We start from the raw sequence: 24,334 nt of genomic DNA on the forward strand, positions 1-24,334 counted from the left end.
TCCTGAAGGGAATTCTTGCAAGCAATAAGGTCGAGACCGCCGAGTATGCCCCACTCGCAGTCGAAGCTCAGAACTTCGCTCCATCTCCTTCAAGATCCCGATGCGCTAGAGCCCATTGAAGACCTCCGCATATGGCAGAACGAGCCAAACGAAATCTACGAAATGGTCGAAACGATTGTCTCCATGCGCTGACCTGCGAGCAGCAGGCCGCGGACCAGAGCTCGTACATGAGGGAATCCTGGCGCGAGCGCTGTCTCGTTAGACAGGAAGACTGTTCCAGGCTGCCCACTTGTTTGCTTAGCTGAGCGGGGTGGTGGCATCCTATTGTCCGTTCACTCGGGTAGGACGAACTCTGGCCAAAGCGCACTGGTCGTAAGTCTGGAATGCGGAACTGGCATCTCTTTTCCAACGTGATCCGTCTGCATCGAAACAACGGCGGCATCCAAGTCAGAACGGATGGAGTTCGATGGGATAGTCCGGCCACTCGAGACGACGATTGACGCGCCGCCGCGTCGAGGGCGTATGCGTATTGCATTCTCGTCCAGCATTTCGGCGGTTAGATCAGCTCTGCCCTCGAGTATGCCATCCAATTCCAGTGCTTGGTTCTCGATCTCGACATCTGAAGCTTCGACAACCGCGTCATAGAGCATCCTTGTCTCGCCTTCGGTGGCCTCGGCCGGCCAGAGAACCCGTTCGGCGATCGAACGTTTCCGCTTCATAAGGCGCTGTAGAAGACAGTCGAAAGAGCCCGCGCCCAGCCGAGTGTGAACCGCAAGCGGGATATGGACCGTGACGGGCATCGTTTGACCGATACGATGGGTGCGGTCATTGCATTGCTCTTCGACGGCGGGGTTCCACCAACGGCTCAGATGAATCACATGATTGGCTGCGGTGAGTGTCAGGCCCGTGCCTGCGGCTCTCGGCCCAAGCACCAGGACGTCGAACCCACCGTCGTTCGTTAGGTGTCGTTGGAACCGGTCCGTAATTTCCTTCCGGGCATCAATCGTCGTGTCGCCGTTGATAATCATCACAGTCTCGAGATTGAACTCCAATCGGACAACTTCCGCAAACCAAGCTTGAACGTCCCGGTTCTCTACGAACACCAGAGCGCGTTCGCCCTTTGATTTGATGTGACGCAGGATGTCCATCGCCGCCTCGACCCGTGCCGCCGACGCGCTGAACTCCTCGGTGGTTTCGCCTTCCAGTAGGCCGGGATGCAGCGATATCCGCCGGATGTGATGAAGGAGCGCGAGCATCATGCCGCCCTTACGGCGCGCCTCGTCATATCTCAGCATCTGAGGCTCGGACATCTCCCTGGGGTGGAGGATCCGCACCTTGGTGGGCAGCCCAGGTGCGGCATCGGTCTTCAGCCGTCTCATCGCTAAGGGCGGACGCTCATGCTGCCCTGAGAACAATGCATGGTGCAGGGCCGACATGTTCTCTTCCGTGGGAATACCGAAGACCCGTTTGAATTGCGTCAACGCACCGAGCGCCCCGGGGAAGAGTTGGTCCATCAGCGCCCAAAGGTCTTTGGTCGCGTTCTCGATGGGTGTCCCGGTCAGTCCGATCCGGAAGTCCGCATTCAGCGATTTCGCCGCCTTAGCGCGCATTGTCACTGGGTTTTTAACGAACTGGATTTCGTCGAAAATGGCCACCGCGCATTGAAGCTCCATTAGGCTGATCGCGAAGTTCGCGAGCGTCTGGTAGGTGGTTATCACAACGGGCGCGCCATTCTCGAGAGATCGGATTTTATCCAGATCGAGCAAGGCTTCGCCCTCGCGGATGTCTTGGCCCGAGAGACCTTCCTTTTTGAATTCGGCCAAATGGGAGCCATACAAGCGTACCGGAGTTCCAAGAGCGCCTGCGGCGAGATGTCGATCTATCTCCGCTTCCCAGTTCAGAAGCAGCGACGTTGGAGCCACGACGAGGAAAGGTCGGTGCGGAACGGCGCCGGCGTCCATCTCGGCCCTAAGCCATGCCATGAATGACAGCGTCTGGAGCGTTTTGCCCAACCCTTGCTCGTCAGCGTTCAGAACGCCGGGAATGCCCGCCTGCCAAGCCGCCACCTGCCATTTGAGCGATGTCGACTGATGGGGCTGCAGCGCGGTTCTGACGGCATCGGGAACCCTGAATTCTGCCTCGTTTCCCCGCGGGCGCACCACGGCCTTGAAGTCGACCTCCCAGAAGTTGTCGTGGGTCACCGGCAGGTAGGCATCCAGCGAAACAGAGGGTGCATCGATCGGCTTCTGCCTCAGGTACTCAGCCAACCGCCTCGAGACCGCTTCAAGTACTTCGGCGATCGCAGGTATTTCGCCAACCGCGTGGGTAATAGAAGGCACGTATTCGGCGATTGCAGTGCGTAGAGCCTCGACGACTTCCGCTAGCTGTTCATCCTCGATCTGAGAAAGGCGATCGGCCAGTTCAGCATCTATGGAGGAGTTCAGCCATTTCGTCCCCGAACTCTCGATCCCTTCGATTTCTTTCGTCTGCCATTTGGCGACACCGAGTACCCGAGACACCCATTCGGTGGTCTCGACCCACGCTCGAGAGGTTTCTTGCTCGACTCTTTCTGCCCTGGCGGCCGGGCTCATAAGAGCGGTTATGCGTCCGTCATCCTCCATTTGACGTTCGATCGCCGATTGAATTATCCGGCCAGCGTCTGCGATAAACGCGCGTCGCCCCGCTTCATCGGCCGTTGCATACCTTGCGATAGCATCAAGAACAGGAGCGGCCGAGCGATCAACGATCAAAAACTTCCCGTCGGCAACCCGGTATGCGGGTTGAGCACCGCGACGCATGGCTCCGTTGCGAAATTCATCCAGCTCACGCCCTTTGAGGGCGGCAACATCGGCGGTGTCTCTCTCTGGATCTGGTTCAGGAGCACCGACGAAAGGGAGCGGGAAGAACTTCGTATCATCGCCGGAATCGAACGCGATGCCGACCGAGTCACAGGTTACCACCGAAAGATTGCGCAGGAACCCTTCCAGGTTCTCCTGCGATGCCGGTTCGTCCGACGCCTCGAACAGGCGGCGGAACTTCCCCAATTCCAGCCAATGGTCCGTAACCGATGTCCCCTCCTTGAGGGCATTAGCCTGCTGGATGGCGGAATAGATCTGACTTGGCAACCGCATCATTTGCGCCGCGGAGCCGAGAAAGGCTCCCTGAAGCGGCAAGGTAACCGTCCTACCGTTCTTTTCCCACCACCAGTCAATGCCGAAGTCAGGGCTTCCAACGGTCCCGGCAAGTTTCGCCTTGAAGACATAGCCTGTCATCAAGCGCGGAAGTCCCAGTGCGGAAGCGGTGTTGGAGTCCAGCTGCGCTGCAAGTGGATGGCGGATCACGAGACCATTTTCGGCTATCTGATGCAGTTCACCCAACGGATCCAGATGTCTCAGTCGCGCCACCGCCAATGCCGTTGCGCGCTCCGACTTGGTCAGAGCCCGCAGGTCGACCGCCTCCCGTCGCCGGAACGCCGAAAACCATCCTCTTTTCTCCGGCGCAACGGTGACGTATGCAGCCTCGTTATCCACTCGAAAATCAAACTGGATCATCGGACCACCCGCTCCTCCACCCATCTCTTCCAATGTCCGGGTTGGTCATGGATTCTTGTGTCGGGATGGCCGGCCCCAAGGATAAGGGCCTCGGCGTCGTAGCTCGCCTGATACAATTTCGGCGCACGACTGTCGGTGTCCGAGAACACGTGGACACGATAGTCATGCGAGCCTTCGACCACGATGTATCGACCTATGCGCATTACGAGCAGACAGGTGTCTTTGCGAGCTTTCGATGTCTGCCTACCTGCCACCACGCTTGCGGCGTTGGCCGATTTGGCAAACATGCTTTCAGCAATGGCCGCCGCAAAGGGCGACAACGCCACCCATGCCTCGTCTACAAGGCCGCGGTTGAAGAGCCCCTTCCAGAAATCGTGCCGAGGCGGCCACATGTGATTGGCCGTCGACCTCGTGATGACCGACAAGAGGGCGTCCATGCTCGCCCCGGCAAGCCATCGTACCAACACGCCTCGACACGGCGGGCTGACAAGCGACCAAAACTCCGGCCGCTTATTTCGAGGATCTCCGTATGCGTCCGTTATACGATCCAGGAGTCCCTTACGGTATTCTTGGTCGGGCATCTTGTGGAGCCACGGGCTCAGCAACTTCTCGACGGCGCCGGCGGCCATTTTGTCGCTTGCCCTCGATCGACCGTCGGGCAGTATCCATCGGAATACCTGCGCGACTTGCGCATCCGTCTTGATCTCGGGCAGTGCCCGCAACCAGGCCTCATGTAGTTCCTGCATCAGGTTGCCCGAGTGGGGAGAGGAGACGCCTGCCCCCGCCAGCCATCGATACGGGTCAGGCTCCATGACCATCCGCTCGGCAAGATGTTCCGGAGCATGACTTGCATCAAGCGCCTGCGGGATGGATACAAAAACGTTCTGCCACCGTTTGGATAGATGTGACGATCGCTCCTGCATGATGCCGGCCAGCCATCGCGTCAGTTGACCGCCGCGTGACCACCCGGCGAAATACCCTTCAGCAGCCGCGTCGAGAAGCACGGGATTGGTGGTGGCCTGCACTTCCCGTCGCACGAAACCGAGTGTCGGCGTGTCGAGTTCCTCGGCACGCCCAAAGGCGGCGCTCGCCAGCATCCCCACTTCCCCGACCGTGACGCTCTCCCATTCCCAGTCGCGAAGGGCTGCTGCAATTTTCGCTTTCACTTGATCGAGCGTAGCGGGCGAGGTGCGACTGACTTCCGGAAAGGCCTTGAAAACGGCTTGGACCGCTTGGCTCAAGCCGTCGATGCTCTTGCCTTCGAACTTTTTGCGATGAGGCATCGCACGAAGCGTTTCCAGGAGTGACACGTCAAGGCTCCCCCGACAGCGCCCGTCGTATCTCGGCGATATCTGCCTCCTTGGACGGGACGACCATGATGAAGCGAAGGTCGATTCGTCGGTTAGCGTCTCTGCCGCTCTCCGTCTCGTTCTGCTGTATCGGCCGTCCCTTGCCAAAGCCGGCGACCGACAAGACCGGCTGCTCGTCCCGGTTCTCATAAAGCACGAGATCTGGCTTTTGCTGAATCATGAGCGCGTAGATAGACGCAGCTCGTTTGGCACTGAGGTCCATGTTCAGTACCTCGGTACCGACGCTGTCCGTGTGTCCTTCTACTTGTAACGAGTCAATCAGGGCAAAAGCCGGATTGCAGTCTTCGGTGAAGGCTCTCCTCGAGCCGAGCGAATAGCAGCCAAGGTTTTGGTCCAAGACTTCCGCAATCTGCCGCATACGAACCGTCCCCACAGCAGTCGGCACCTCTTTTCCGGAATCGAACAACCCATCTCCTGCGAACTGAAGCGCATCGTAGTTCGCACTGACCTCCACATTAACCCCTGGTATGCGACTGTTGATCTCGCTTTTCAGGCTCGTCAGCAGCTTCTTCCTGGCGTCTGCGACTGCCGAGTTGTAGACTTCCATTTTGTTTGCCTTCTCGGGAGTATTGAGAAGCTCGCGCAGACGTTCGAGCTCGTCCTTCATCTCCTGGGTCGCCGTCACCACCGGACGACCGTCGGCCTCGACAATCTCAGCGATAGCATCAATGTCACGTTGGAGGCTGTCTTTCTCTTCTTTCAGGCTGTCGTACAGAGGACGGGGGACCGTATCGGAGACGTTGAACTGGCTCGCGAAGAAAGCCAGTAGGATCATCAGAATAAACAGAAAGCTGATCGTCATGTCGGCCATCGAGATGAAGACCGACTCTTCCTCTTCTTCCTGACGACGCGTACCTCCCCTGCCCCTCATGCCGAGGGCCTCGCGCTTTCAGGTGTGAACGCCTTCGCATTCTCGATCACTCCCTGAAGGGTCGTAAGAGCTTCCGTATACTGACCATGGACATTGTTCGCGTGATTTTCGACTTCGCCGATCGAGCGCGAAATCTGCTCCGTGAACGTCCTAAAGGCAGTGGCCAACTGCCCGTCGTAGGCCGCGGCCCGCGTTTCGAAGCTCTTGATGTGATCTCGAATGGAATTGGCTGCGGCTACCACCATCTCGCGCTCAGACGACATAGTCTGGCGTGCGCTTTCCACCATGTCGATGCTCGAGGAGGCGATCTGCTGGGTAGCTTCGGCAGTTTTGTTCGCGGACTCCGCGACGGGCACCGCGGCCTGTGCAAGTCCATTGCCGGCTCGCGCCAGGTTGTCTGAAACCAGCTCAAGCCGCCTGGCCGCGCCATCCAGACCAACGGCTGTGCGTTCGGCGGCTTGGGAGAATTCTTGCGCTGCCCCGCTGAGCGTGGCCGCAAGCCCCTCCAGGCGACCGGATGCCGCTTCTAGCCGCTCACTCGTGGCAGACATCGCACCGACCAAGCCCTGCGTCAAAGACCCCGCCAGCGATTGCACCATCTCGTCAACATGATTGACGCCTGAGGCCGCGGCTTTTTGCAGCGGTTCTGAGATAGCAGCGATTAGCTCGTGATTGAGCTTCTGCATATGGTCGCGCTGCTCGACGATCGCCTTCAATTGCTTCTCCGCGAGGTCCTCGAGACTGACGAAGTTCATCCGGGTCTCTATCTCGTGCGTGAGGGTCCGCATTGCCTGTTCGAGCCCGCTACTTTGCACGCGCATGACGACGGTGAAGACGATCGAACAGAGTAGCCCGGTGAGCGACATGATGAATTTGGCGGATGCAACGGTCAGAAGCTGCGTAAGCGCCTTCATCACCGCAGCTTGGTCGCCGCCTGCACTGAGGCTGTTGCCCGTTTCCTGGAGGGCGGCGATAAGACCGAGGAACGTCGCCGCGAGTCCGATCGATACAAAGAGGCTCGGCACGACCCGCCAGCCCGAAACGCTGAACCCCATCTCCTCGAGATTGAAGAAGACGGACGGACGGATGGCATTTCGAATGCCCGTCTGCCCCTGGGACTCGATGGTGGTCTCTCTAAATTCGTCCCAGGTGTCGGCCAACCGGCCGGCATCCATTCCCGACCACGACTTCAATTCGTCGTAGGTTTCCTGAAAGCGCTCCCGGAATTCCTCTGGCCCACGGCTCTTTTTTACGAGCTTCGTCGCCCGTCGAAGCAAACTCACTCTTCTCCGGACTACAGCCCAGAACCAGAGGGTCGCTATCCCCAACAATACCACTAGAAAGAGACTGAACAGCCCCGGCGCCGGCGGTTGCTTCAGCAACGAGGCTAGCGCCAAAACAAGATCGCGCGCAAAGATGCCCGCCTTAAACATGATATCCAATTTTACCGCCCCGGTTTCCGCCCATCTTGAGTTAGCGGAACCTGAAATTCGTGTAAAGATTGCACATCCATTCCGAGCAATCTTTGCACTGCAGGTCGGGATTTCCCCACTATGTGACCCTGCGCAGGCCAAGGTCCAGGAGCAAGCTCGCGCCGCACGTCGCTCGCAGTTGTGCCCAGTCCTCGACTCCGGCATTCGCGATCGTATTACCGAAATGTCGCGCAACGAGGGGCAATATGAACGCTCGGCGACAGTGTGGTATTTTTCACTTGAGCAAGGAATTGACCCGGCAGTGCCCTGAGCGAAGGCACACTGTTATGAGGCGTTGACCGGATAAAGGGATGCCGCCGCGCCTTTGCCGCTGCCTCAGGACGGTACGACGGCCGCCGATAACCAGTCGCGGGGGATCAACATTCGAAATCACTCAGGCCAGCGGATTGCCATCCGATTCAACAAAAGCCCTGCCGGCCGTCAAAAGCGCGAGCGCTTTGATCCGGGTGGAATAATGTTTGCGGGGGACGGAGGTATTCTCAAATTCCTCTAGGTCCCGGTCGTCCCTCGCTCTTTCGTCGGCCTGAAGGGACCAGTATATCGAGTCGGACATCTCAAGAGCGTCCCACTTCATTGCGTGGAAGTAGCAGTAGCGAGTTTCGTTGTCCGGAACTGGCCGCTCTGCCTCGTACCCAAAACGCTGGATTTCCACAGCAAGGATCTCCCAGGCGACCTCAACGGCTTCAATGGCCAGATCAAGCCTTTTGCCCAGGCGGCTTTCCCACAAAAGGTCCTCTTCTCGATCCAATTCCTGCTGAATTCCATCTATGCACTGCATGCCGCATGCTCCGTGGTTTATAATTGAAGTGTTTGGCGACCGGCGGATCGGCGCAAGGCGCTGAGCCCACACAACGCTGAGAGAGAATGGCAGTTACGAGGTGGCCGGCGTCGGCGCTCAGGCGCAGGCATAAGCAACTTGAGAGACCCTAGACCGTCCCTTTCACGCTAACGCCGCGTTCAATGCGCGCTTGCGCCGGTCGCGGCACGATCAGTCCGAAAGCAGCCTGCGGTACCCGCCGCGGCCGTCAACAATCCAATCGCTCCTATAGCGACGACCTACGCTCCTATTGAGCGACAAGAATATCGCACCGTAGGCCTGCTCCGTCTCACCGGCGAATAGGTCCGGTGTGATTTCGCCAGCCTTTCCAGCTCTCCGTTTCTGCGTGTAAAATATGGGACCGCCAATGATCTCAAGACGTTCCGACAGCGTGATACGGTCCGCCAGGTTTTCGTAACGCTCGACGAGCGAATAACCGGAAAGCCCGTATCGTGAACCGCGGAGCGCCCATTGGACGTTTTGCCTCCAGTTCACCTCCCAGCCTCGAAAGCCAACCGCATTTGCAGCTTCGATAAGTACTAGTAGGCCGCGCGTCAGCTCTGCCAAATCCTCTGGTTGTCGAGCCTTCCGGACCATTCCATCAAACGAATTAAGACCATCCACATACATCTGGTAGAGGTCAGCTGAGCAAGCTTTCGGCCACCAACGTTTGCGAGATGCGACGCACGGTCTAAACCTGACTTCGGATGAAGGCAGGTTCTCGTGGCTGAGTGCGCTACGGGCACCGAGCAGCAGTTCCTCCGCCGCTCCTTCCCTCGAGAACCGAAACACTTCCGCTTGATGAAAGCGTATGCGTTCGTCGTCATATTCCGATTCGATCGCCGATGTATTGATCGCAGAGCCGCCCATATTCTTACCTTTACCCAAGAGCCACAAATTTTTTCGTCTAGTTACATGATCACCGGCGAATATCTGCGCGTCAATATGCAGATGTATTACTGCGTCTTTGTTTTTTTGCTTGAAGCAAGGCAGAAATGTCATCACTCCTAGATGATTAAAATTTTAACGCCCTCCGCAATACTTGGCTTGGGTGGTTGAGGACTCGCTATTTCGGAGGTCTGAATTCGCCGTGGCGCGACCTGCTGTTGGCTATGCAATCGAACTTTTGATCGGTACAGCACTCGAGCAAAGGAGAATGTCTGCGAATGCCCCGTCACCAGACTCACCAACGGCAGCTGATACGTCGCGAGCACTGCACTCGCGCCTCGGTATCACGCTGCCGTTCAACAGCGTCTAGGATGAAGGGACCAACATGGCCAGCCACTCCACCTCTGAACTCAACGCTCTGTGGGCGGGTTCTCACGCGGTAATCAACTGCGAACTCGCGCCTTCGTACCAGGCGTTCACTCTTGCCCTGTACCACGAGCATCTCAGCGCGCCCGGCGGAAAGCTCGACGGAAAGGCCTTCGTGGTCGACCGCGATGGCCTCCATCTCGCTCCCCTGCCGGCTCGCAACTACTCTCGCAACGCTGTCGTGGTGCCGTTGGCCCCTGGCCTGCCCGCGGCGAACGCAATCGGGGTGATCGGCCTCCCCTTCGACTGCGACGCGCTTGAGTTCGCCTACTTCGTGATCAAGACCTACGGCGACACTCGCATGCCCTCGCGCCATCACCGCCAAGTCGAGCAGGCTGTGCGTGACTTCGTGAAGTCTGCACGGACCTACGAGGGCCCTTTGCCCGAAGCTTCCCACTGAACAAATTCGGCCCCGGCGTCTGCAGACGTCGGGGCCGTTGAAGCAAGTCGATTTGTGAGATCGCATACTCGCGCGACAAGCCCCCAGCGTTCCTCAACGAACTTTAAGGAAGATGCGTGCCCTGAACATTTTCGGGCTATCCCTCGCATTTGGTGTTGCGAGCCTGTCGAATCCGGGTGACCATCGAATTACAGACAGGGAATTTTCAATGCATCATGCGATTAGAAGTGCCGCCGCGACTTCAACATTTCTCGCCGCTGCCGGCGCTCGTGCAACGGTTTACCAGGCCCAAATCCTGACGACTGACCCTGATATTGCAATCTCGGTCACACGCGATGGAATGGAAGTATTCTTGGACACCGCCCCGGTGACGGAGGGCGAGCAATGGACATTCGTTGCGGACCATCAGGAAAAGATTAGGGCTGCGGTTACGCCGCTCCTGGACGGTTTCACGAGCGCGACTATTTTGGGCCGATGGATAGTTCACAATGGACGAGGTTTCATCGAGCCTTATGCCGTCGAACTAATCGACGCATCGGGAAAAACTAAGGTCCGGAGCTACGATCTCCGGATTTTCCAGCACGACGACAATCTCATGACCGGATGTGAGACATCGTTTACCGACGAGGACGGCGAGCAGATCATGTCCGTACTGATGTCGATGACCGAGGACAAACTCCTGTTCGACAAAATGGCCCACCTGGGTTCAAGGGGATGGCCAATTGGGCTTTTCTGGTTTTCGGGCGATGGCGAAGCTTGCTTGGCATACTACGCAATTGGGAAACGAGCTTTCTCGGAAACGCGATATGCTCGTATTGCTGAGGAAATGGCCGCCACACGGGGAGCGCCCATCAACAGAGGCGGGGATTCCGCACAGAACGCGTCGAGGTCGAACGGGCTGTTCGGTGCTCCGTGAAGCTGACGCGCCGACTAGACGACGCCGACGGTCTTGCCAAAATTCGGGACAAGTTACCCCATAATTCTGCTCTTAGCTGCTGATATATAGGGAGAAATTGGGCTCCCCGATATGATCAAGAAAACGGCCAAAATGGCACCTAAATGACATCACGCGACGACGGCGAAAGCATCGGCCTTTTCGAACCCCTGATTGTTCCCCAAGAGTCCAATTCGCACGCAACGTTGAACGACCTAGCGCTTTCGTTGGCCGAAAAATCTGATACCGATTCTCAGGCGAGGTCTTGTCGCAGCCTGAAACCGGTCATCGTGGTTGTGGGTGATGCCCGCAGTATGCTTGCAGTGAGCCTCACTCGCAACTACGGTTTGTAGGTCAGTAACCCGCACACGAAGAATCTCATGAAAAACAAACTGCTCATGCTCGCCATCGCTGGACTGTTTTTGCCTGGTTGCGTTTCCAGCCAAGAAATTGCACGCGTAGAAGCCTCCCAACGGGCACCTTCGACGGCGCTTAGGTCGGCTATCGTAAGTGCTGCCCGCGATCAACTCGTTGATCCTTACTCAATCCGCGATGCTGAAATTTCTAGCGTTGTCGATGCCTCGCCGGACAAAAAAGTTCAGGCAGTATGTGTTAAGTTTAACTCCAAGAACCGAATGGGTGGTTACGTTGGGCGCTCCGCATGGTCTGTCCGAGTGGTCAATGACAAGCCTGTAGGCGTCCGGCAAGACGCGCCGGGCTGTTATCTGGAGGGGATTAAGTATCATCCGTTCCCTGAACTCGAAAACTTGAAGAACCTTTAGAGGCTGCACACAAAACCGCGCTCAAGGCGACTTGGATGCGGCATCCGACTAGTCGAGCTCATCAACAGTGAATCCCGCCGGCAAAAAGACGCGCGAGTTTTGACGGTGGACACATGAACATGGCGCGATATTCATGCCAATGATCCCCAAAGCGAATGACTGGCGAGGCGTGAATCTCGCCAGTCGTGCGTCTAACGCGCTTGATCATGCCTGCCCGTATACCCGCCGCGGCTATCGGGGAGCGCTAACTCCCAGGTACGCCTACGAAAAGAACTTGATCCGGACGGTCACTGACCAGCTCGTCCGGTGAAATCTTCACGGGCCTTTTGCATTCGTGGACTGAAACCGCGTAGTTCATCGGCCAACTCTACGCCGGTTCTCGATGGCTACGGCGATTATGCCGGAAACTTGATGCGACAGATATCGCGGTCATCCCAAGCCTTGCGGCCCTTTCCACGCGCCTCTACGAGCGTGTCGCAATCCGGCCCCTGAGAACGTCGTCTGCTTCTTTCGCCATGGGGCGTTCATATACGTTGGACATGATAGCCCCTGTTACAGGATGTCGGGCCATCTGCGTTTTCACTGCCCGGCATCTTCGCGAAAACGGTCTCCCAGGACCGCATGATCGTGAGCAAGCGACGCCTACGTCAGCGTCACGATCCGGCTAACCCGCCGCCGTGCAAGGGCGCCTTCCCCCGCATCGAACTCAATCCACACCCGCGCATAACGGCGAAGCATCCGGCGGGGATGTCCAAGTCCCCCAAAAAAAATACCCATATCAATCTAGGGTAGTTTAACTAGAATCGTACTATTTTGAAGCGATAAATACGCATCATCAACTATAGCTTGCATTAGTTATTGCTTCCGCAACCCTTGAGGCGCCAAATGAGCACCGAGTCGGTTTAACCGCCTCGCAGCGATCAAGGATGACGAAAGTTCAAATTGTGGGAGTGCCAAATGAACGCCGAACATTACGCACGAGCTATACAATTCGCGCTGGAATACCTGGGCGTACGTCCATTTCAGGTGCATGGGAACCTGGAAGAGGCATCGCAACAGGTTTCACGGTTGAGGTTGACCGGACCAGGCATTTACACGCTCTGGATAAAGACGCGCGCCCACGAGGATCACTACGTTCCGACCTACGTTGGGTGCACGTCTCGAGGGATCAACACAAGGCTCCTCGAGCATGCGCGGTTTGGAAAGATCCGCGAGCTTTACACCGGCATGCCGGACGGCGCGTCCACCGCAAATGGGGTAGGCATCCTGGCGCTGGAACTCCCTACTCCCATGGCCCGGGCGATGGAGACCGTTTTCCTGGAAACCTTCGATTTCGCCCAAAACACGGCCGACAATTTGTTGTCCCGTGCTCTCGTACCCTGGGATGACGACGCCGATCTTTCGGAGGATGCGCCGATGCCCGAAAGCGCGACGGAGATCGAGGCGTTCAATGCGCTTTACCAGGCGATCTCAGATCAGCTCGAAGCACTGCAGGAACTGCACAGAACGTTCGCAAAGCTGAAGATGTAGGTCGCGGCCCCCAAGGCCTCACCACCAATCTACGTGTCGAGTTTCCCCTCCACACGGCACAACCCCGCTTGCCTTGCTCTACTCTTAGAACCGGAGAACTTCCATGCCTGACATCGAGGAATCAAATTCCATCGTCACCGTCGATCATCGCCAGTATAGCCTTCAGAAAGCACCGGTGTTCGACGATCCCCTCGTCCAACAAGAGGCAAAGGCTGTCCTTGGGCAGCTTAGCCTCAAGGACATTACGCAGAATCTGGATCTTTCTGTCGAGCTCTTCCATGTGGCGTACAATGGCGTGGCAGGTGCCAGAGGCGGTACCTTGCAGGCCGATATCGCTGGCTTACAGAGCCGCCTCGCGATGCTTTGCAATGACTGCGTTGTGACCATGACGACGTTCGAGACCGAAACGAAGAACATTATCGAACTCCTGGAGCAAACCTATCGTTGGCTCATCAAAGGCCGGGAGTCCCTTGCCATCACGAAGCTGGCGCATTGCAAGGACTCCTCAAGCAGCATGTCCAAAAAGGCGGGCGACCTTGCAGACAAGTTCAAAGCCCTGCAGGTGGAATCCAGTAAGGCGAAGTCGAATACCATTCTCGAGGAGGCGAGCGAGCGGGATCGCCTCCTGGCCGCTCAAAAAGCCGAGCGGGAAACAATCGCCAAGCAGAATGCTGAGAAGGTGAACCAGGAGGAACTGGTCGGCCAAATCTCAAACGCGCAGACCCTCTACGAGGAAGCCAAGAGTCGAGAGGAAAAGGAAGCCACGAAAGCGTTGGTGATGGGCGTCGTCGGAGCGATCACCGGCGCCATCGGCGCTGGACTTGGCGCGTTCACCGCGGCGCAGAACCCAGTTGGCACGGTTTTGAACAAGGCAGGTAGCGCCATCGAGAAGAACGACCGCATCGCCTCGGCGAAGGCGGGCACGGACGAGGCCAAGAAGCAGTCCGATGACGCGCAGAAGAAGTTCATCGAGGCGCAAGATCAGCAGGCCGGCAAAAAGCTCGCACATGACAAGATCAAGACCGAGCTAGACGCCCTGAACGAGGCTTTGGCCAAGATGGAGCAGGACGGCAAAGCCAAAGAGATCGACATCGCCGCACTGAAGAAGAAGCGTGATGCGAAGAAGGAGGAGCTAGCGAACCTCGCCGCGGAACTTGAGAAGATGTCCACGAAGGTGGTTTCACTGGAAAAGACCGCGGATGCCGCGAACAAGGCCTATGCCGCTGCAGGCACGGCTCTGAAGGACCTCGCGGCCGCCACTAATCAAATGGCCAGCAACGCTGCCAGCGCCGAGGACTCGATCCACGAAGAGAAGATGAAGTTCCTCAACCAGAAGATCGAGCTCGAAAACCAGAAGCGAGCCTCCCTCGTCGCCTTGGCGGGGTACGCCGAGTCCCTGAAGAACATCAAAATCGAAGAGGGCAACGCGACCTTGTCAGTGGACTCTCTTCACAGCGCAATCGACGCCCTCGGCAAAATCATCGGAACGTTGACGAACGCCTCTCTCTTCTGGGACCAGATGTCGAACTACTGCAGCCGCATCACCGACCAGGGTTTTCAAAGGGACATCCAGGATCTCAAGGGCCTCGACCCAGATGAACGCCTCGCCGAATATCAGGCCCCGTATTTCATGGAAACCTTCCTGCGGTATATGTGCCAGTGGGTCGCTCTGAACGGCTTGTCCGGCGACTACCTGAAGTCTGCCGGCGTCGCCCAGGCGAAAGCAGTCAAATATCTGCAGGACTCCCCAACCATCGAAGAGGCAATCCGCCGAGCTCCGGAACTCGCCAAAAACCTCAGCGTCATCGTTGAGCACGATCTGTCCGAATCCCGCCGCGCCACCATCGAACTTGAACAGCAGCGCGCCTTGATCGAGCAGGCGCGGGCCGCCTGACAACCCGAGGCACAAGGAGACTTACGATGAACAATGTCGCCATCGCAGATACGGATCAATCAGCGGGCTCGCAGGTTGTCGAGTTCAAGACAATCCTTGCGAAGCTTACTGAAGCCACTGAGCTTTTGAAGAGCCAGAAACACGAAGAGGCTGCCGCGACTATCTCGGCAATGTCGGATGCCGTGGACTACCTGCACTCTCAGGCAGAACTCGGCGAGCGCATGTACGCCAAAGAGCAGCAGGTCACATCGGAACTGGTGAAATCGATCATCGCTGACCTCGGCCTTCTCAACCAGAAGATCACCGGAATCCAGCAGGAAATCGCTTCCGTCAGTATCGAGATCCACAAGGATGAGCAGGATGTCGAATTGCTCAACCAGCGGATCGGTCAGCTCATCAATCAGATGAGCGCAGCTGAAAACGAGCTCGCGCACCACCGCCGGAAACTCGACGAGCTAAACGACAAATCGGCAGCCAGCATCGTCAGATCGATCTTTTGCCTTGGGCTCGATCGGGCGATCATGGGCATCATCACCCTTGTCGATCAGGACCAGGCTAAGATCCGATCTCTCACGGACGAGCGGGAGAGATATCGCCAAGAGCGTGACATGGATGAGGGACGCCTCAGCGCCACCCGCGATCTGCTCTCAAGTTTGCAGAACCAGCGGGATGAGTACACCCGAACGATCAAACAGCTGGAATCAACGGAAGACACGCTTCACCAGAACGAGAAAGCAGCGCGCCGCAAGCTTGCGTTCTTCACCGACATCTCGCTCTTCTACGGAAAGCTGCAGGCTGTCTGCGATGGCATCGGAAACAACCTAGCCTCAGTCGCCGATGTCTTGGACGAGTTGAACGATGCCAGCCCGAGAATTGTCGACATTGACGCCTCGGGTTCAGAGCTGATCCCGCTGAAAGCCGCGTTGTTCAAGTTCGACGCCATGCTCGGCGATGAACCAGTTCTCGCTCTTTTTTGACGCGTGAAGGGGCGGCCTCCGCCCCTTCCACCTCCCTCTCCCGGCTGAGAGCCACAAACGTCGGCCCGGCCCTCAAATGAAGGAACCTCGAGATGCGGACAGTTAGCGATCCTCCGACCCTGGTCGCCCAGAAGACCTCCAGTTGGTGCTTCGCGGCAGCCGAGGTAATGGTTCGAGCGTACTACGGTTTGCCCAAGTTGACACAGTACGAGATCGCGCGGGCTAGCACCGAAGCACTGTCGAAGGTCCAGTTCGGCCTTGGGGAACGTTGGGAGTTGGCAATGGCGCTCGACAGGTCCTTGGGAGCAACCGAAGACGGTGGTGAAAATCCCAACAGCCACATCGCGAATTTGGTGCGTGGGCAATGGCACTCCTTCAACCACGAAGCCATTGGCGGACGCTTCATCGCCAACGTCAGTTGGGCTAACGTTCAAGAAGAAATCGACAATGATCGGGTGTTCGTGGTTGGAAGCGATATTCACTACTACGTAGTCTTTGGCTACACCGAGGAGAGCGGCGGGAAGTGGCTTTATGTGCTGGACCCCTGGCCGGCGGGCAAGGGAGGTGAGAAATCGGCTCTTTCCTTCGCGGTACTAAAAGCCACCGATGGCCATGCGTGCATTGTGTTTGGCGGCTGATGAAAGTGAAGCCTCATGCGATGATACACGGGTTGCGGCGGCTAAGGCTGGGGGCGAATCTATAAGCGTTAGCAAGGACTCAGTGAAATGGAAGAAAAAGACGATATCCCCACGGCCTCGATAAACCCGGCCACTACGATACTCGCCACAATGTTGCTGAAGAATGTGGCTCCTACGGCGTACTCGCGCAACAGTTTGAGGCTAACGAGACCATTTGACGGCGACGGCGAGTCGTGCTCAGCTTGCAATCTACCGGGCACTCAAAGAACGGGCCGAAGTTTCACTTGCGTACGAAGCGCGCCACGGCAGTGGAAGCTTGCTCAAACTAGACCACCCTTTGAACCCCAACTCATCGAGACGGGCGTCTTGAACGTGAGAAACGCGGCGGAGGATTGTTCGCGCTCCAGTCATCCCATGCCGCTTTCGAAGCTGCAGCCAAAGAGGGGGAAACCGAAGGCTGCACCCCATAGGGTCCCCAGACCACGAATGCCCTTCCGACTTGCTAATCGGTCACGAACCGATGATCTCAGCCACCCTTCCCGCCCCCTGGTAGGCTTCAAGAAAAGAAGAGAATGGCGGGCCGCATCCAAGCGTTTCCTGACGTAATTCACTCAAATTCGCTCAGTGGTGCCGCAGACAAACAGACATATTTTTTAACTCTTCCCCACTAACCAACCCGCGCAAGGAGTGTGTTATGGGCACCTACGACCTTTACCTGAAAAATCTTTTTGACGACGACGGCGAGGAGATCATCCGCAACCTGTTCGGAGAAGAGGTAACTAAGCAGGAAAACACGGACCTGCTGCTCGGTGTTCCGAGATTTGCAGATGATTGGTACCAACTGGAAGGAGACAATCGCTTCCTCCATCTGGAATTTCAATCGACAAATGATTACACAATGGGTTGGCGAATGGCCAACTATCGCGCGGCGATGGCATTCAAAAAAGTCGGCTGGAGGAAACCGTTCGATCTTCGGCAAGTCGCGATCTATTTTGGCAATGATCCCTTGCGAATGAGCCGAAAAATTTCAGAACATAGACTTTCGTTCGGCTACGAAGTGTATGACATTCGAGAATTGCCCCATCCGCAGTTTGACATCCATAACCATGCTTTCAACGTAAACTTAATGACGCTGTTGGGGGAAGCTACTCCGAGATTGAGAAACTGGCAGAGCCTGATATCCCAAGCTTGTTTCTTGCCAGATGAAACACTGAGATCATGATACCTGCTGAAACTGGAATCTCTCGCCGGCTTACGCGGACAAGAATTCCTCGTTAACGTCGTGGAGGAGATTGAAAGTTTGGCCCTGGAACTGAATATTAAGCACACCACTCTTGGTCGACAAATTTATGATGCGGGCAGACGTGACGTCTGGATTTCGACCTTGGTCGAAGATTATCACACGGAAATTCCGGCCCTTCAAAATCATCTTGAGAGGCTTACGGCCTTTCAAGCCAAGTACGTCTTTGATGAAGTACGGCGTGGGACTCCTCTGTGGGACGCGTACAACGATGCGGAACGACTACAGGTCGCTATAACTCCCAAGCCGTGATCGCGTGAGCGCACCAAGGCGATGCGCCGACTCTTTCGGTGAAGCGGTAGTCGCGTCCTGGGTGGTCGGGAGTGTTGCGAGCGGAGAAGATCAAGCCGCAAGCGACGTAGATATCCGCCGATGATTACAACATGTATCTCACGCTGGGTTTTGGCGGCCTAATGGCGCGCGGCGATTCCAAGTATGACGCGCAGCAGGCCGCGGAGGCCCTCTGGTCAGAATTCATTGGTCATGCGGGAATCTAATGAGACTGAACTCAAGCGTTTCTAATGCACCAACGCATCGGTTCGAAGTCGAAGTTCTGACGAGGCCCGTTTCCGCGGTAGCGTGTCCACGATGCCGGCGCACAGACATTCGCGGGGGTTCGGGCTGAACACGAGGGTGCCGCCAAAATCAACGATCCGGCACCGATCTTGGGCTCGCGCAGATCATCCAACCTTGTTCGCTCGCTTGCGTGGAGCGTAACCTCGTCACGCCGCGGTCCCAACATCCAGACGAGGCATCGACGGCCCTTCCCCACCGGCGGCGATCATGCTCTGGCTTCAATCCGAAAGTGCGCATCTCACGCTGCACGATCAAACCTGGGCCGTCGACGGTAGCGAAACGAAGGAGCGAGCAGTTACAGTCCCGTTGCCGCCGTACTCCTGCCTTGCCGCGGCGATCCGATTTTACTCAACCCCTTAGTCTGGAAACGCGCCGGGTTCGCGATCTACCTAACCTCTTCGTAGACGGCACCGGAGATCATATTCGCCCTAAACTTTGCCTCGAACAGATCACCGGCTCTTACCGCGTCGAACATGTGCTCGAGATCCGCCCGCGAACGGCCTTTCGCAAAAACAGCCGCGACGTTGTTTGAAGTCGCCTTTGTGTCGAGAAGGCCCAGGTCGGCACACACTACGCCTGGCTTGAACTTACCTCTGCGACTACGGAACCTGATCCCAGCTTCTGACACTTCGATCATCTCCACGCTTCGCTCAGACAGCTCGTTTACGTGCGTGCAAAACGCCTCTACGGCGGCCCGCGCTTCGGGGCTTGAAACAGGCTGCGGGAGCGGCGGAGGAGGCGGCGCGAACTGAAGTGTAAATTTACCAAGACGAACTGTACGAGACTTCTTCACGAGGCATTCCTAAAGCTGGCTTATTACCTTTATCGTCAGCTGGGCTTTTATCGGCCGCAAGCGGAAATCTCGTTATCCGGTGATAATCGCGAAAACCTCCTTAACGAAATAACAGTTTCCAAGTTGAGATCGAGAAGGGCGCCGGCAGACCGCAAGCGCTCAATCGAACCCGGTCAAAGTGTCGGTCTCGGTATTCCGGCTACAGAGGCTCTTGCAGCAAATATCGGATTTGCCCGGCGAGCCCATGAACCAGCCGCTGCTGCAGGTCGAGCGACACGTTTTTTGAACGTTCGAGCTCGAAGTTCAGCAACCGATGGAGCCTAGCGGCAGCTGCGATGCTTTCGTCCCACCTCCCCGTTTTATAGTCACGCTCATCGCGATAGACGGTGGCGACATCGGCTATCCATTGCATGCCCGCCAGTGGGAAGTTCCACAGACCTTCCTTCTCGCGCGGCTTGAGATACCGATCGACCGTTTCCAGAGCTGCAGTCAGTGCGGACGCCATGTTCGGCGGTGAGACTTCAAACGGACGCTCTCCCACGCTCAGCGCATTGAGCGCGGCGTCGCGCTGGCTATGCTCGTACTCGAGATGCTGTGGGGGCTGGGCCCACATCAGGGCGTCTCCATACGGCCCGGGCTCTCGATACACCGCAAACTGTTCAATGACAGGGCCGATGTCTGAGAAGGTCACACAGTCGTATTCATTGTCCGCTGCCCAAGAGAGTACCTCGAAAAGATCCGTTGGCAAAAAAGTGCCGGAACAACCGTTGCGTTCCATTGTCCGGTAGAAAAAGCCGCATTTGCCGATCGGCCCTCCCCCATATGGCCACTTGTAGGGGTCCGTTGCCCGGAGCAGCGAAATGGTGCGTTCGGAAATGTGCCGGGTGGTGGTCACGAGCATTTTTTGGCAGGTAGCAATGTCTGTCTGTGTCATGAATTCCGAGAGCCTAAGTGAGGTTGTCTACATTTATGGTTCTCCGGAAATTTCGGGCATGCAATAGAAAAATCACTCCCGCAATTCCTTTTTTAGAAACCTCAATCAATCACACCGCGTTAATTTCAGAACCATCTTAAATTTCTCACCGCCATTGGGTTTTCTATTGACGTCACGACGTAATGACCGAACACTTTATCTCAATATTTACCTCATAAGGGGCCGAAGGCAGCAAAATGTCGACGAGAATATTAGAAGCTAGTCTTTTTCATCTATCTGCAGACGGTGTCAGCGACCTTCATCGATACGATGGGCACCGACAAGGGATTGGAGTGACGTCGTTCGGCACGGGGTTCCTGTTTCAGGCGAATACCGCCCGTGATCTCGCGTTCGCCCCTCGCAACATTCTCGATCGGTGATTTTGCCGAAAACGTTTGTCCCTGCGCTGACTGATTTGGGCGCTTCGCGGGATTTGATTTGGGCATTTTCGATTTTTAGTGCCTTATCGCCTCGTACGCACGGTGACCCGGCACGCGTCGATTCAGTAGCGATGGCGGCGATATCGTCCTCGTCGACTTAGGTTAACCTTCTACTGGTTAGGTTAACCTAAGTGAGCCGTTTCATTCGGCATTTCCGATTTTTGCTCAATTGTAGCCCCCAGTTTCGATCGACATCGACGGCGGCGCGGTCAGACGCGCGTATTTCCCTCTTGCAGAGCTTGTTTCTACCATTGCCGCATCGGATCGGGACCGAGTGGGAACATTATAGACGACACATTCGACATAGATCGGCTCCTCGAGACGCACGAACGGACCAAAGTGTTTCGTGATCTTGGGGAGCACCTTGTTGACGAGATCAATCGGGAACAGTTGAAACTTTGGACGCGGGCCGTCGAGGGCGGATACCGCCATGTTTGGCTCCACGACAACGGCCCCGTGCTGGAGGCCCCTACTTACGACGAAGGCGACGTGCTCGAGGCATTCCACACTCCCCGATTCAATCCATGGATCGATGATAGCGAAGAAGCGCGGGAAGCATTGGAAACGCTGGAGGAGGAAGACACGACCTTCGAGTGCACACCTATGTATTTCGAGCGGACAGCGGAATGGAAACTGCGGCAACTTCGTGCGGCGTCGACTCAGTTCGACTATGGCGCTCTGGGATTGATTGAAGAGATTCATCTGCTGTCATGCGCGATCGAATGGGCCAAGCATGAAAGCCACAACCACTGGAGCCGTTGCGACAAGGTCTTCGTCGAACTCAGGGACTGCCTGCTCGGGATGATAGAATTCAAGATCGCCCAGGAGGACCGGGACATCATGAGCATCGAAGAGGACTTGTTCACGACCAAAACAAGGATCGAACGGAGCCTGAGGATGACAAGCCAGTGGCGGCATCAGGCTGCCTGACGACAGCGTTAACTACATTATCTTCCCCGGAAGCACCCCTCTCCAAGAGGTGGCCGCGAAAAATGGAGCTGAGGAGTCGTAGTCCCTGATCAAATCTGCATTGTAAGCCACCAAACGCTTCAGCGGAGCCTCATGCCGAATAGAGTGGTACATGACTTGGACCGTCGCGATGCGCACGAGCCTTAGGTCCAAATCGTTGATCGAATACTCGACGCGCGAAAGGCCATCCTTTCCCCCCGCCGCATAGCATTGGCGCAAGTCACCCATCACCAGAGCGCCGGTCCCGCATGTCGGCTCGGCTCTTTTGTTGTCCTTCGCTCCGGTTGCACTCAGGAAGTCGCTGACTGAGGAGGCAAGAACAGTTGGCGTCATGAACTGCCCGATATCGCCATGAAGCAAGGCCCCATACTTGTCTGTGACAACGTCTTCAAACGGTGCTGCCTGCTCAAGCTCCTCCCGCAGCATCAAGAGAAGCCTCATCAACTGGTCTAGGTCGGCATCATTATAGCCTTCAACCGATTGCACAGTTTCGGGCGCATGGGTCACAGAGGGATAGAGTTGCTTGTATTCTTGGCTCCCTGTGCAGATGTAGTTGTACAGCAGGACAAAGAGGTCGTCGAAAATACGCGTCGCGGGAAGGCCGCTATGATCGGCGAAACTACGCACTTCTTTTAGGAGGTCAGACATTGAATCCGGGAGGCTTCTTTAGCATCGAGTTTGAACAAACCATCGATTTCTCGACAGCCGTTGGGCGAGCCCCTGGCCATCGAACGATCAGGCGAATAACTAGCGACAAGACAACAATCGTTCGTTACCGTCCCGGGCTGCTCCAAATGGCGAGCATTCTGTGGTTAACGGCCGTCAGAAGACCGCTTGATCCTGATACGAAGCATTAACCACGCACGACGAATGTGTGCCAAATCCGGATGAATCATCTCCGGTTATTCTTGCGGCTCCGAGTTCCAAAATATAAAGAGACGAGACCGAAACCGAGAGGCACTCTTATGAGACCTACGAGCATAACGATAGAGAAGCGGGCTGGCCGCAATACGACTCTCTAGTCCGGTATGCTCTGCCGCGACTTGAGATCGCGGCCATCCCTCGAATGCGCATGCTAACGCTGAGGGAAATCGGTTGAAGACTATCACTACCACATTGTCTGATTTCTGCCGCCGGGCGAACCCCGAAGCTCCACGTACCTCGATTTCCGCGGCACGCGCGCACCGCTGCGCGGCTGACATCCGCACTTCCTTCGACAATCCTATACGCCATCCGGCGTAACTCGAGCCATTCCGACACCGGAACGGCTGCGGTTGGCTTCACCTCGGGATTTCGGTCCCGAGATTGGATTGTTGGAGGAATGAAGCATGCTCAATCGCATTTCTAACGGCTGGACGGGATCCCTCGCCGACTTTCGAGCCGAAATCTGCTCCAGATTCCTGAAGCATGAAGAGCGCCTCGGCAAAATTCCGCGGTCAGACACGCACATGTATCCGGTCCTGGCGTTCATTAGCAGGGAAATGCAGTGGCACGGGAATAAACTGCCGTCGCCCCATTCGGTTCGTCGCTGGCTGCGCGCCATGACCGTACACTCAGAAGCTCCTCCAACCGCATAGCCCCATCTCGCCTGACGGATCGGCGTCGTCTCGGACGCCCTTGCTGCCCGGGTCTCTTCCCCGGACAGCCATCCCTTTGACTTGGCTATGCTCAAGGAACGCAGAAATGAATGGAATGCCTAATACGAGCTTCGGATCATCCGCGCGCTTCCACGCCGGAACGCCTGTGGCTTCTGGCTTTAATGCCAGTCTCCCCCCCTCACCCCAACCCATACGGCGGTCCAACCGGGCCGTCGAGGAGCGCCAGCTCCTCGTGATCAACAGGCGTATGGGAAAGGGAAAAATCCATGAACGCGAAACAAGTCCTCCGCTTCATGAAAGACCGCGAAGCCGGCATCGACCGTGACAACATCAAGACTGTCCGTGAGCATCTCGAAGCTGACGAGGTTTCGTCCGGACGCGAAGTAGTCGTCGAGGGTGTCGACGAAGACGGGCAGCCGCTCCTCTACAAGAAGTGGGTTCCGACCAAGAAATCCACCGGAAGCCGAAAGCCCGCCGAGCGTACCAAAGGACACTCCCGCGGCTACGTCACCGATCCGGCGAGCAAGCGCGCGATCGGCTTCGAAAGCACGCACGAAATGCGCTGCGCGATGATGCTCCTGGCAAACAAGAGCGTCGTGCATCTGGAAGACCAGCCTCCCGCTGTCCACTACCCGGATGCCGAAGGCGTCTGCCGTAAGCACACCTTCGACTATCGGGCGACCTTTGCAGACGGTCGTCGCGTGGCCATCGCCGTCAAGCCGAGCCATCTCGTCGAGTCGAGCGAAATCCGCGAGGTCGTGGCGCGGGTGAAGCCGTACCTGGATGGATTTGCCGATCAGGCCCTCATCCTCACCGAACGAAACCTCACGATCGCTCGCGGCGACAATGCCGAGCACATCGTGCATGCCCGCCGCTATCGCAACGAGGCCGACTGCGAAGAACTCCAGGCGTTCCTGGAGAACGTTCCGGGCGTCTTCCGCATCTACGAAGTCGTGAACCGCTTCCCCGACTTCGCCGCAGCCATGAACGCGATGTGGTGCCTGATCTACGACGGCTTTCTCAAGCTCACGTATCCGGACCGGACCCTTCGCGACGCGCCTTACGCGTACGTCGTGCATCTCCGGAACTGACCCAGTCATCGTTCCAGTTCTGC

At 56.8% G+C, this 24,334-nt stretch carries 21 protein-coding genes; 11 read left to right on the top strand and 10 right to left on the bottom strand.

What is annotated here, in order from left to right:
* Positions 1-332: 332 nt before the first annotated feature.
* The 6 genes from IB265_RS15395 to IB265_RS15420 all read right to left on the bottom strand — a co-directional run bounded on the left by IB265_RS15395 (position 333) and on the right by IB265_RS15420 (position 9,104).
* Positions 333-3,551, bottom strand: a complete 3,219-nt coding sequence (locus tag IB265_RS15395) for a DEAD/DEAH box helicase (protein ID WP_192371062.1) — start codon at positions 3,549-3,551, stop codon at positions 333-335.
* Positions 3,548-4,861, bottom strand: coding sequence for an EH signature domain-containing protein (locus IB265_RS15400; RefSeq protein ID WP_192371061.1), 1,314 nt, complete (start codon positions 4,859-4,861; stop codon positions 3,548-3,550). Before IB265_RS15400 ends, IB265_RS15395 begins: the two co-directional genes overlap by 4 nt.
* A 1-nt stretch (position 4,862) precedes the next feature.
* A complete protein-coding gene (locus IB265_RS15405; RefSeq protein ID WP_246805950.1) occupies positions 4,863-5,732 on the bottom strand; it encodes an OmpA family protein in 870 nt (289 codons plus the stop codon).
* Positions 5,733-5,788: 56 nt separating this feature from the next.
* Positions 5,789-7,225, bottom strand: a complete 1,437-nt coding sequence (locus tag IB265_RS15410; protein ID WP_246805968.1) for a methyl-accepting chemotaxis protein — start codon at positions 7,223-7,225, stop codon at positions 5,789-5,791.
* A gap of 433 nt (positions 7,226-7,658) precedes the next feature.
* Positions 7,659-8,063, bottom strand: a complete 405-nt coding sequence (locus IB265_RS15415; RefSeq protein WP_192371058.1) for a hypothetical protein — start codon at positions 8,061-8,063, stop codon at positions 7,659-7,661.
* A 210-nt stretch (positions 8,064-8,273) separates the two neighbouring features.
* Positions 8,274-9,104, bottom strand: coding sequence for a hypothetical protein (locus tag IB265_RS15420; protein WP_192371057.1), 831 nt, complete (start codon positions 9,102-9,104; stop codon positions 8,274-8,276).
* Positions 9,105-9,375: 271 nt separating this feature from the next.
* Here IB265_RS15420 and IB265_RS15425 point away from each other — a divergent pair, with 271 nt between their 5' ends.
* The 9 genes from IB265_RS15425 to IB265_RS15465 all read left to right on the top strand — a co-directional run bounded on the left by IB265_RS15425 (position 9,376) and on the right by IB265_RS15465 (position 18,123).
* Positions 9,376-9,816: a hypothetical protein gene (locus IB265_RS15425; RefSeq protein WP_192371056.1), complete on the top strand. Its 441-nt coding sequence runs from the start codon at positions 9,376-9,378 to the stop codon at positions 9,814-9,816.
* 112 nt (positions 9,817-9,928) lie between these two features.
* Entirely contained in the window at positions 9,929-10,732 is an 804-nt protein-coding gene (locus IB265_RS15430) for a hypothetical protein (RefSeq protein WP_192371055.1), read from the top strand.
* A gap of 398 nt (positions 10,733-11,130) precedes the next feature.
* On the top strand, positions 11,131-11,532 hold the full coding sequence (locus tag IB265_RS15435) for a hypothetical protein (RefSeq protein ID WP_192371054.1): 402 nt from the start codon (positions 11,131-11,133) through the stop codon (positions 11,530-11,532).
* A 957-nt stretch (positions 11,533-12,489) separates the two neighbouring features.
* On the top strand, positions 12,490-13,062 hold the full coding sequence (locus IB265_RS15440; RefSeq protein ID WP_192371053.1) for a hypothetical protein: 573 nt from the start codon (positions 12,490-12,492) through the stop codon (positions 13,060-13,062).
* Positions 13,063-13,165: 103 nt separating this feature from the next.
* A complete protein-coding gene (locus IB265_RS15445; protein WP_192371052.1) occupies positions 13,166-14,956 on the top strand; it encodes a hypothetical protein in 1,791 nt (596 codons plus the stop codon).
* A gap of 26 nt (positions 14,957-14,982) precedes the next feature.
* Positions 14,983-15,933 carry a hypothetical protein gene (locus IB265_RS15450; protein WP_192371051.1) on the top strand — a complete coding sequence of 317 codons (951 nt, stop codon included), beginning with the start codon at positions 14,983-14,985 and terminating at the stop codon, positions 15,931-15,933.
* Positions 15,934-16,025: 92 nt separating this feature from the next.
* Positions 16,026-16,571: a papain-like cysteine protease family protein gene (locus IB265_RS15455; RefSeq protein WP_192371050.1), complete on the top strand. Its 546-nt coding sequence runs from the start codon at positions 16,026-16,028 to the stop codon at positions 16,569-16,571.
* Between the two features lie 694 nt (positions 16,572-17,265).
* Positions 17,266-17,793 (top strand): hypothetical protein, encoded by a 528-nt coding sequence (locus IB265_RS15460; RefSeq protein WP_192371049.1) that lies wholly within the window; start codon positions 17,266-17,268, stop codon positions 17,791-17,793.
* 78 nt (positions 17,794-17,871) lie between these two features.
* On the top strand, positions 17,872-18,123 hold the full coding sequence (locus IB265_RS15465; protein WP_192371048.1) for a hypothetical protein: 252 nt from the start codon (positions 17,872-17,874) through the stop codon (positions 18,121-18,123).
* A 709-nt stretch (positions 18,124-18,832) separates the two neighbouring features.
* Here the strand turns inward: IB265_RS15465 and IB265_RS15470 are convergent.
* The 3 genes from IB265_RS15470 to IB265_RS15480 form a co-directional block, all read right to left on the bottom strand.
* The gene (locus tag IB265_RS15470) at positions 18,833-19,240 is read right to left on the bottom strand and encodes a hypothetical protein (protein ID WP_192371047.1); all 408 of its coding nucleotides are present in this window, start codon (positions 19,238-19,240) and stop codon (positions 18,833-18,835) included.
* 199 nt (positions 19,241-19,439) lie between these two features.
* Entirely contained in the window at positions 19,440-20,174 is a 735-nt protein-coding gene (locus tag IB265_RS15475; protein ID WP_192371046.1) for a hypothetical protein, read from the bottom strand.
* 644 nt (positions 20,175-20,818) lie between these two features.
* Positions 20,819-21,085 (bottom strand): hypothetical protein, encoded by a 267-nt coding sequence (locus tag IB265_RS15480; RefSeq protein ID WP_192371045.1) that lies wholly within the window; start codon positions 21,083-21,085, stop codon positions 20,819-20,821.
* Between the two features lie 24 nt (positions 21,086-21,109).
* Between IB265_RS15480 and IB265_RS15485 the strand changes: the two genes are divergently transcribed.
* Positions 21,110-21,583: a hypothetical protein gene (locus IB265_RS15485; RefSeq protein WP_192371044.1), complete on the top strand. Its 474-nt coding sequence runs from the start codon at positions 21,110-21,112 to the stop codon at positions 21,581-21,583.
* Positions 21,584-21,595: 12 nt separating this feature from the next.
* On the opposite strand, the gene IB265_RS15490 is transcribed toward IB265_RS15485, so the two are convergent.
* Positions 21,596-22,270, bottom strand: a complete 675-nt coding sequence (locus IB265_RS15490) for a hypothetical protein (protein WP_192371043.1) — start codon at positions 22,268-22,270, stop codon at positions 21,596-21,598.
* Positions 22,271-23,486: 1,216 nt separating this feature from the next.
* On the opposite strand from IB265_RS15490, the gene IB265_RS15495 reads away from it, so the two are divergent.
* The gene (locus IB265_RS15495; protein WP_192371042.1) at positions 23,487-24,311 is read left to right on the top strand and encodes a hypothetical protein; all 825 of its coding nucleotides are present in this window, start codon (positions 23,487-23,489) and stop codon (positions 24,309-24,311) included.
* Positions 24,312-24,334 lie beyond the last annotated feature (23 nt).

Source organism: Ensifer sp. ENS10 (assembly GCF_014852025.1).
GTDB lineage: Bacteria > Pseudomonadota > Alphaproteobacteria > Rhizobiales > Rhizobiaceae > Ensifer.

Bases quoted from the DNA above. Each gene is read 5' to 3' on its own strand.
- IB265_RS15395 (WP_192371062.1), bottom strand. From the start codon at position 3,551: ATGATCCAGTTTGATTTTCGAGTGGATAACGAGGCTGCATACGTCACC.
- IB265_RS15405 (WP_246805950.1), bottom strand. From the start codon at position 5,732: ATGGCCGACATGACGATCAGCTTTCTGTTTATTCTGATGATCCTACTG.
- IB265_RS15410 (WP_246805968.1), bottom strand. From the start codon at position 7,225: ATGTTTAAGGCGGGCATCTTTGCGCGCGATCTTGTTTTGGCGCTAGCC.
- IB265_RS15415 (WP_192371058.1), bottom strand. From the start codon at position 8,063: ATGCAGTGCATAGATGGAATTCAGCAGGAATTGGATCGAGAAGAGGAC.
- IB265_RS15420 (WP_192371057.1), bottom strand. From the start codon at position 9,104: ATGACATTTCTGCCTTGCTTCAAGCAAAAAAACAAAGACGCAGTAATA.
- IB265_RS15425 (WP_192371056.1), top strand. From the start codon at position 9,376: ATGGCCAGCCACTCCACCTCTGAACTCAACGCTCTGTGGGCGGGTTCT.
- IB265_RS15430 (WP_192371055.1), top strand. From the start codon at position 9,929: ATGCGTGCCCTGAACATTTTCGGGCTATCCCTCGCATTTGGTGTTGCG.
- IB265_RS15435 (WP_192371054.1), top strand. From the start codon at position 11,131: ATGAAAAACAAACTGCTCATGCTCGCCATCGCTGGACTGTTTTTGCCT.
- IB265_RS15440 (WP_192371053.1), top strand. From the start codon at position 12,490: ATGAACGCCGAACATTACGCACGAGCTATACAATTCGCGCTGGAATAC.
- IB265_RS15445 (WP_192371052.1), top strand. From the start codon at position 13,166: ATGCCTGACATCGAGGAATCAAATTCCATCGTCACCGTCGATCATCGC.
- IB265_RS15450 (WP_192371051.1), top strand. From the start codon at position 14,983: ATGAACAATGTCGCCATCGCAGATACGGATCAATCAGCGGGCTCGCAG.
- IB265_RS15455 (WP_192371050.1), top strand. From the start codon at position 16,026: ATGCGGACAGTTAGCGATCCTCCGACCCTGGTCGCCCAGAAGACCTCC.
- IB265_RS15460 (WP_192371049.1), top strand. From the start codon at position 17,266: ATGGGCACCTACGACCTTTACCTGAAAAATCTTTTTGACGACGACGGC.
- IB265_RS15475 (WP_192371046.1), bottom strand. From the start codon at position 20,174: ATGACACAGACAGACATTGCTACCTGCCAAAAAATGCTCGTGACCACC.
- IB265_RS15480 (WP_192371045.1), bottom strand. From the start codon at position 21,085: ATGGCGGTATCCGCCCTCGACGGCCCGCGTCCAAAGTTTCAACTGTTC.
- IB265_RS15490 (WP_192371043.1), bottom strand. From the start codon at position 22,270: ATGTCTGACCTCCTAAAAGAAGTGCGTAGTTTCGCCGATCATAGCGGC.
- IB265_RS15495 (WP_192371042.1), top strand. From the start codon at position 23,487: ATGAACGCGAAACAAGTCCTCCGCTTCATGAAAGACCGCGAAGCCGGC.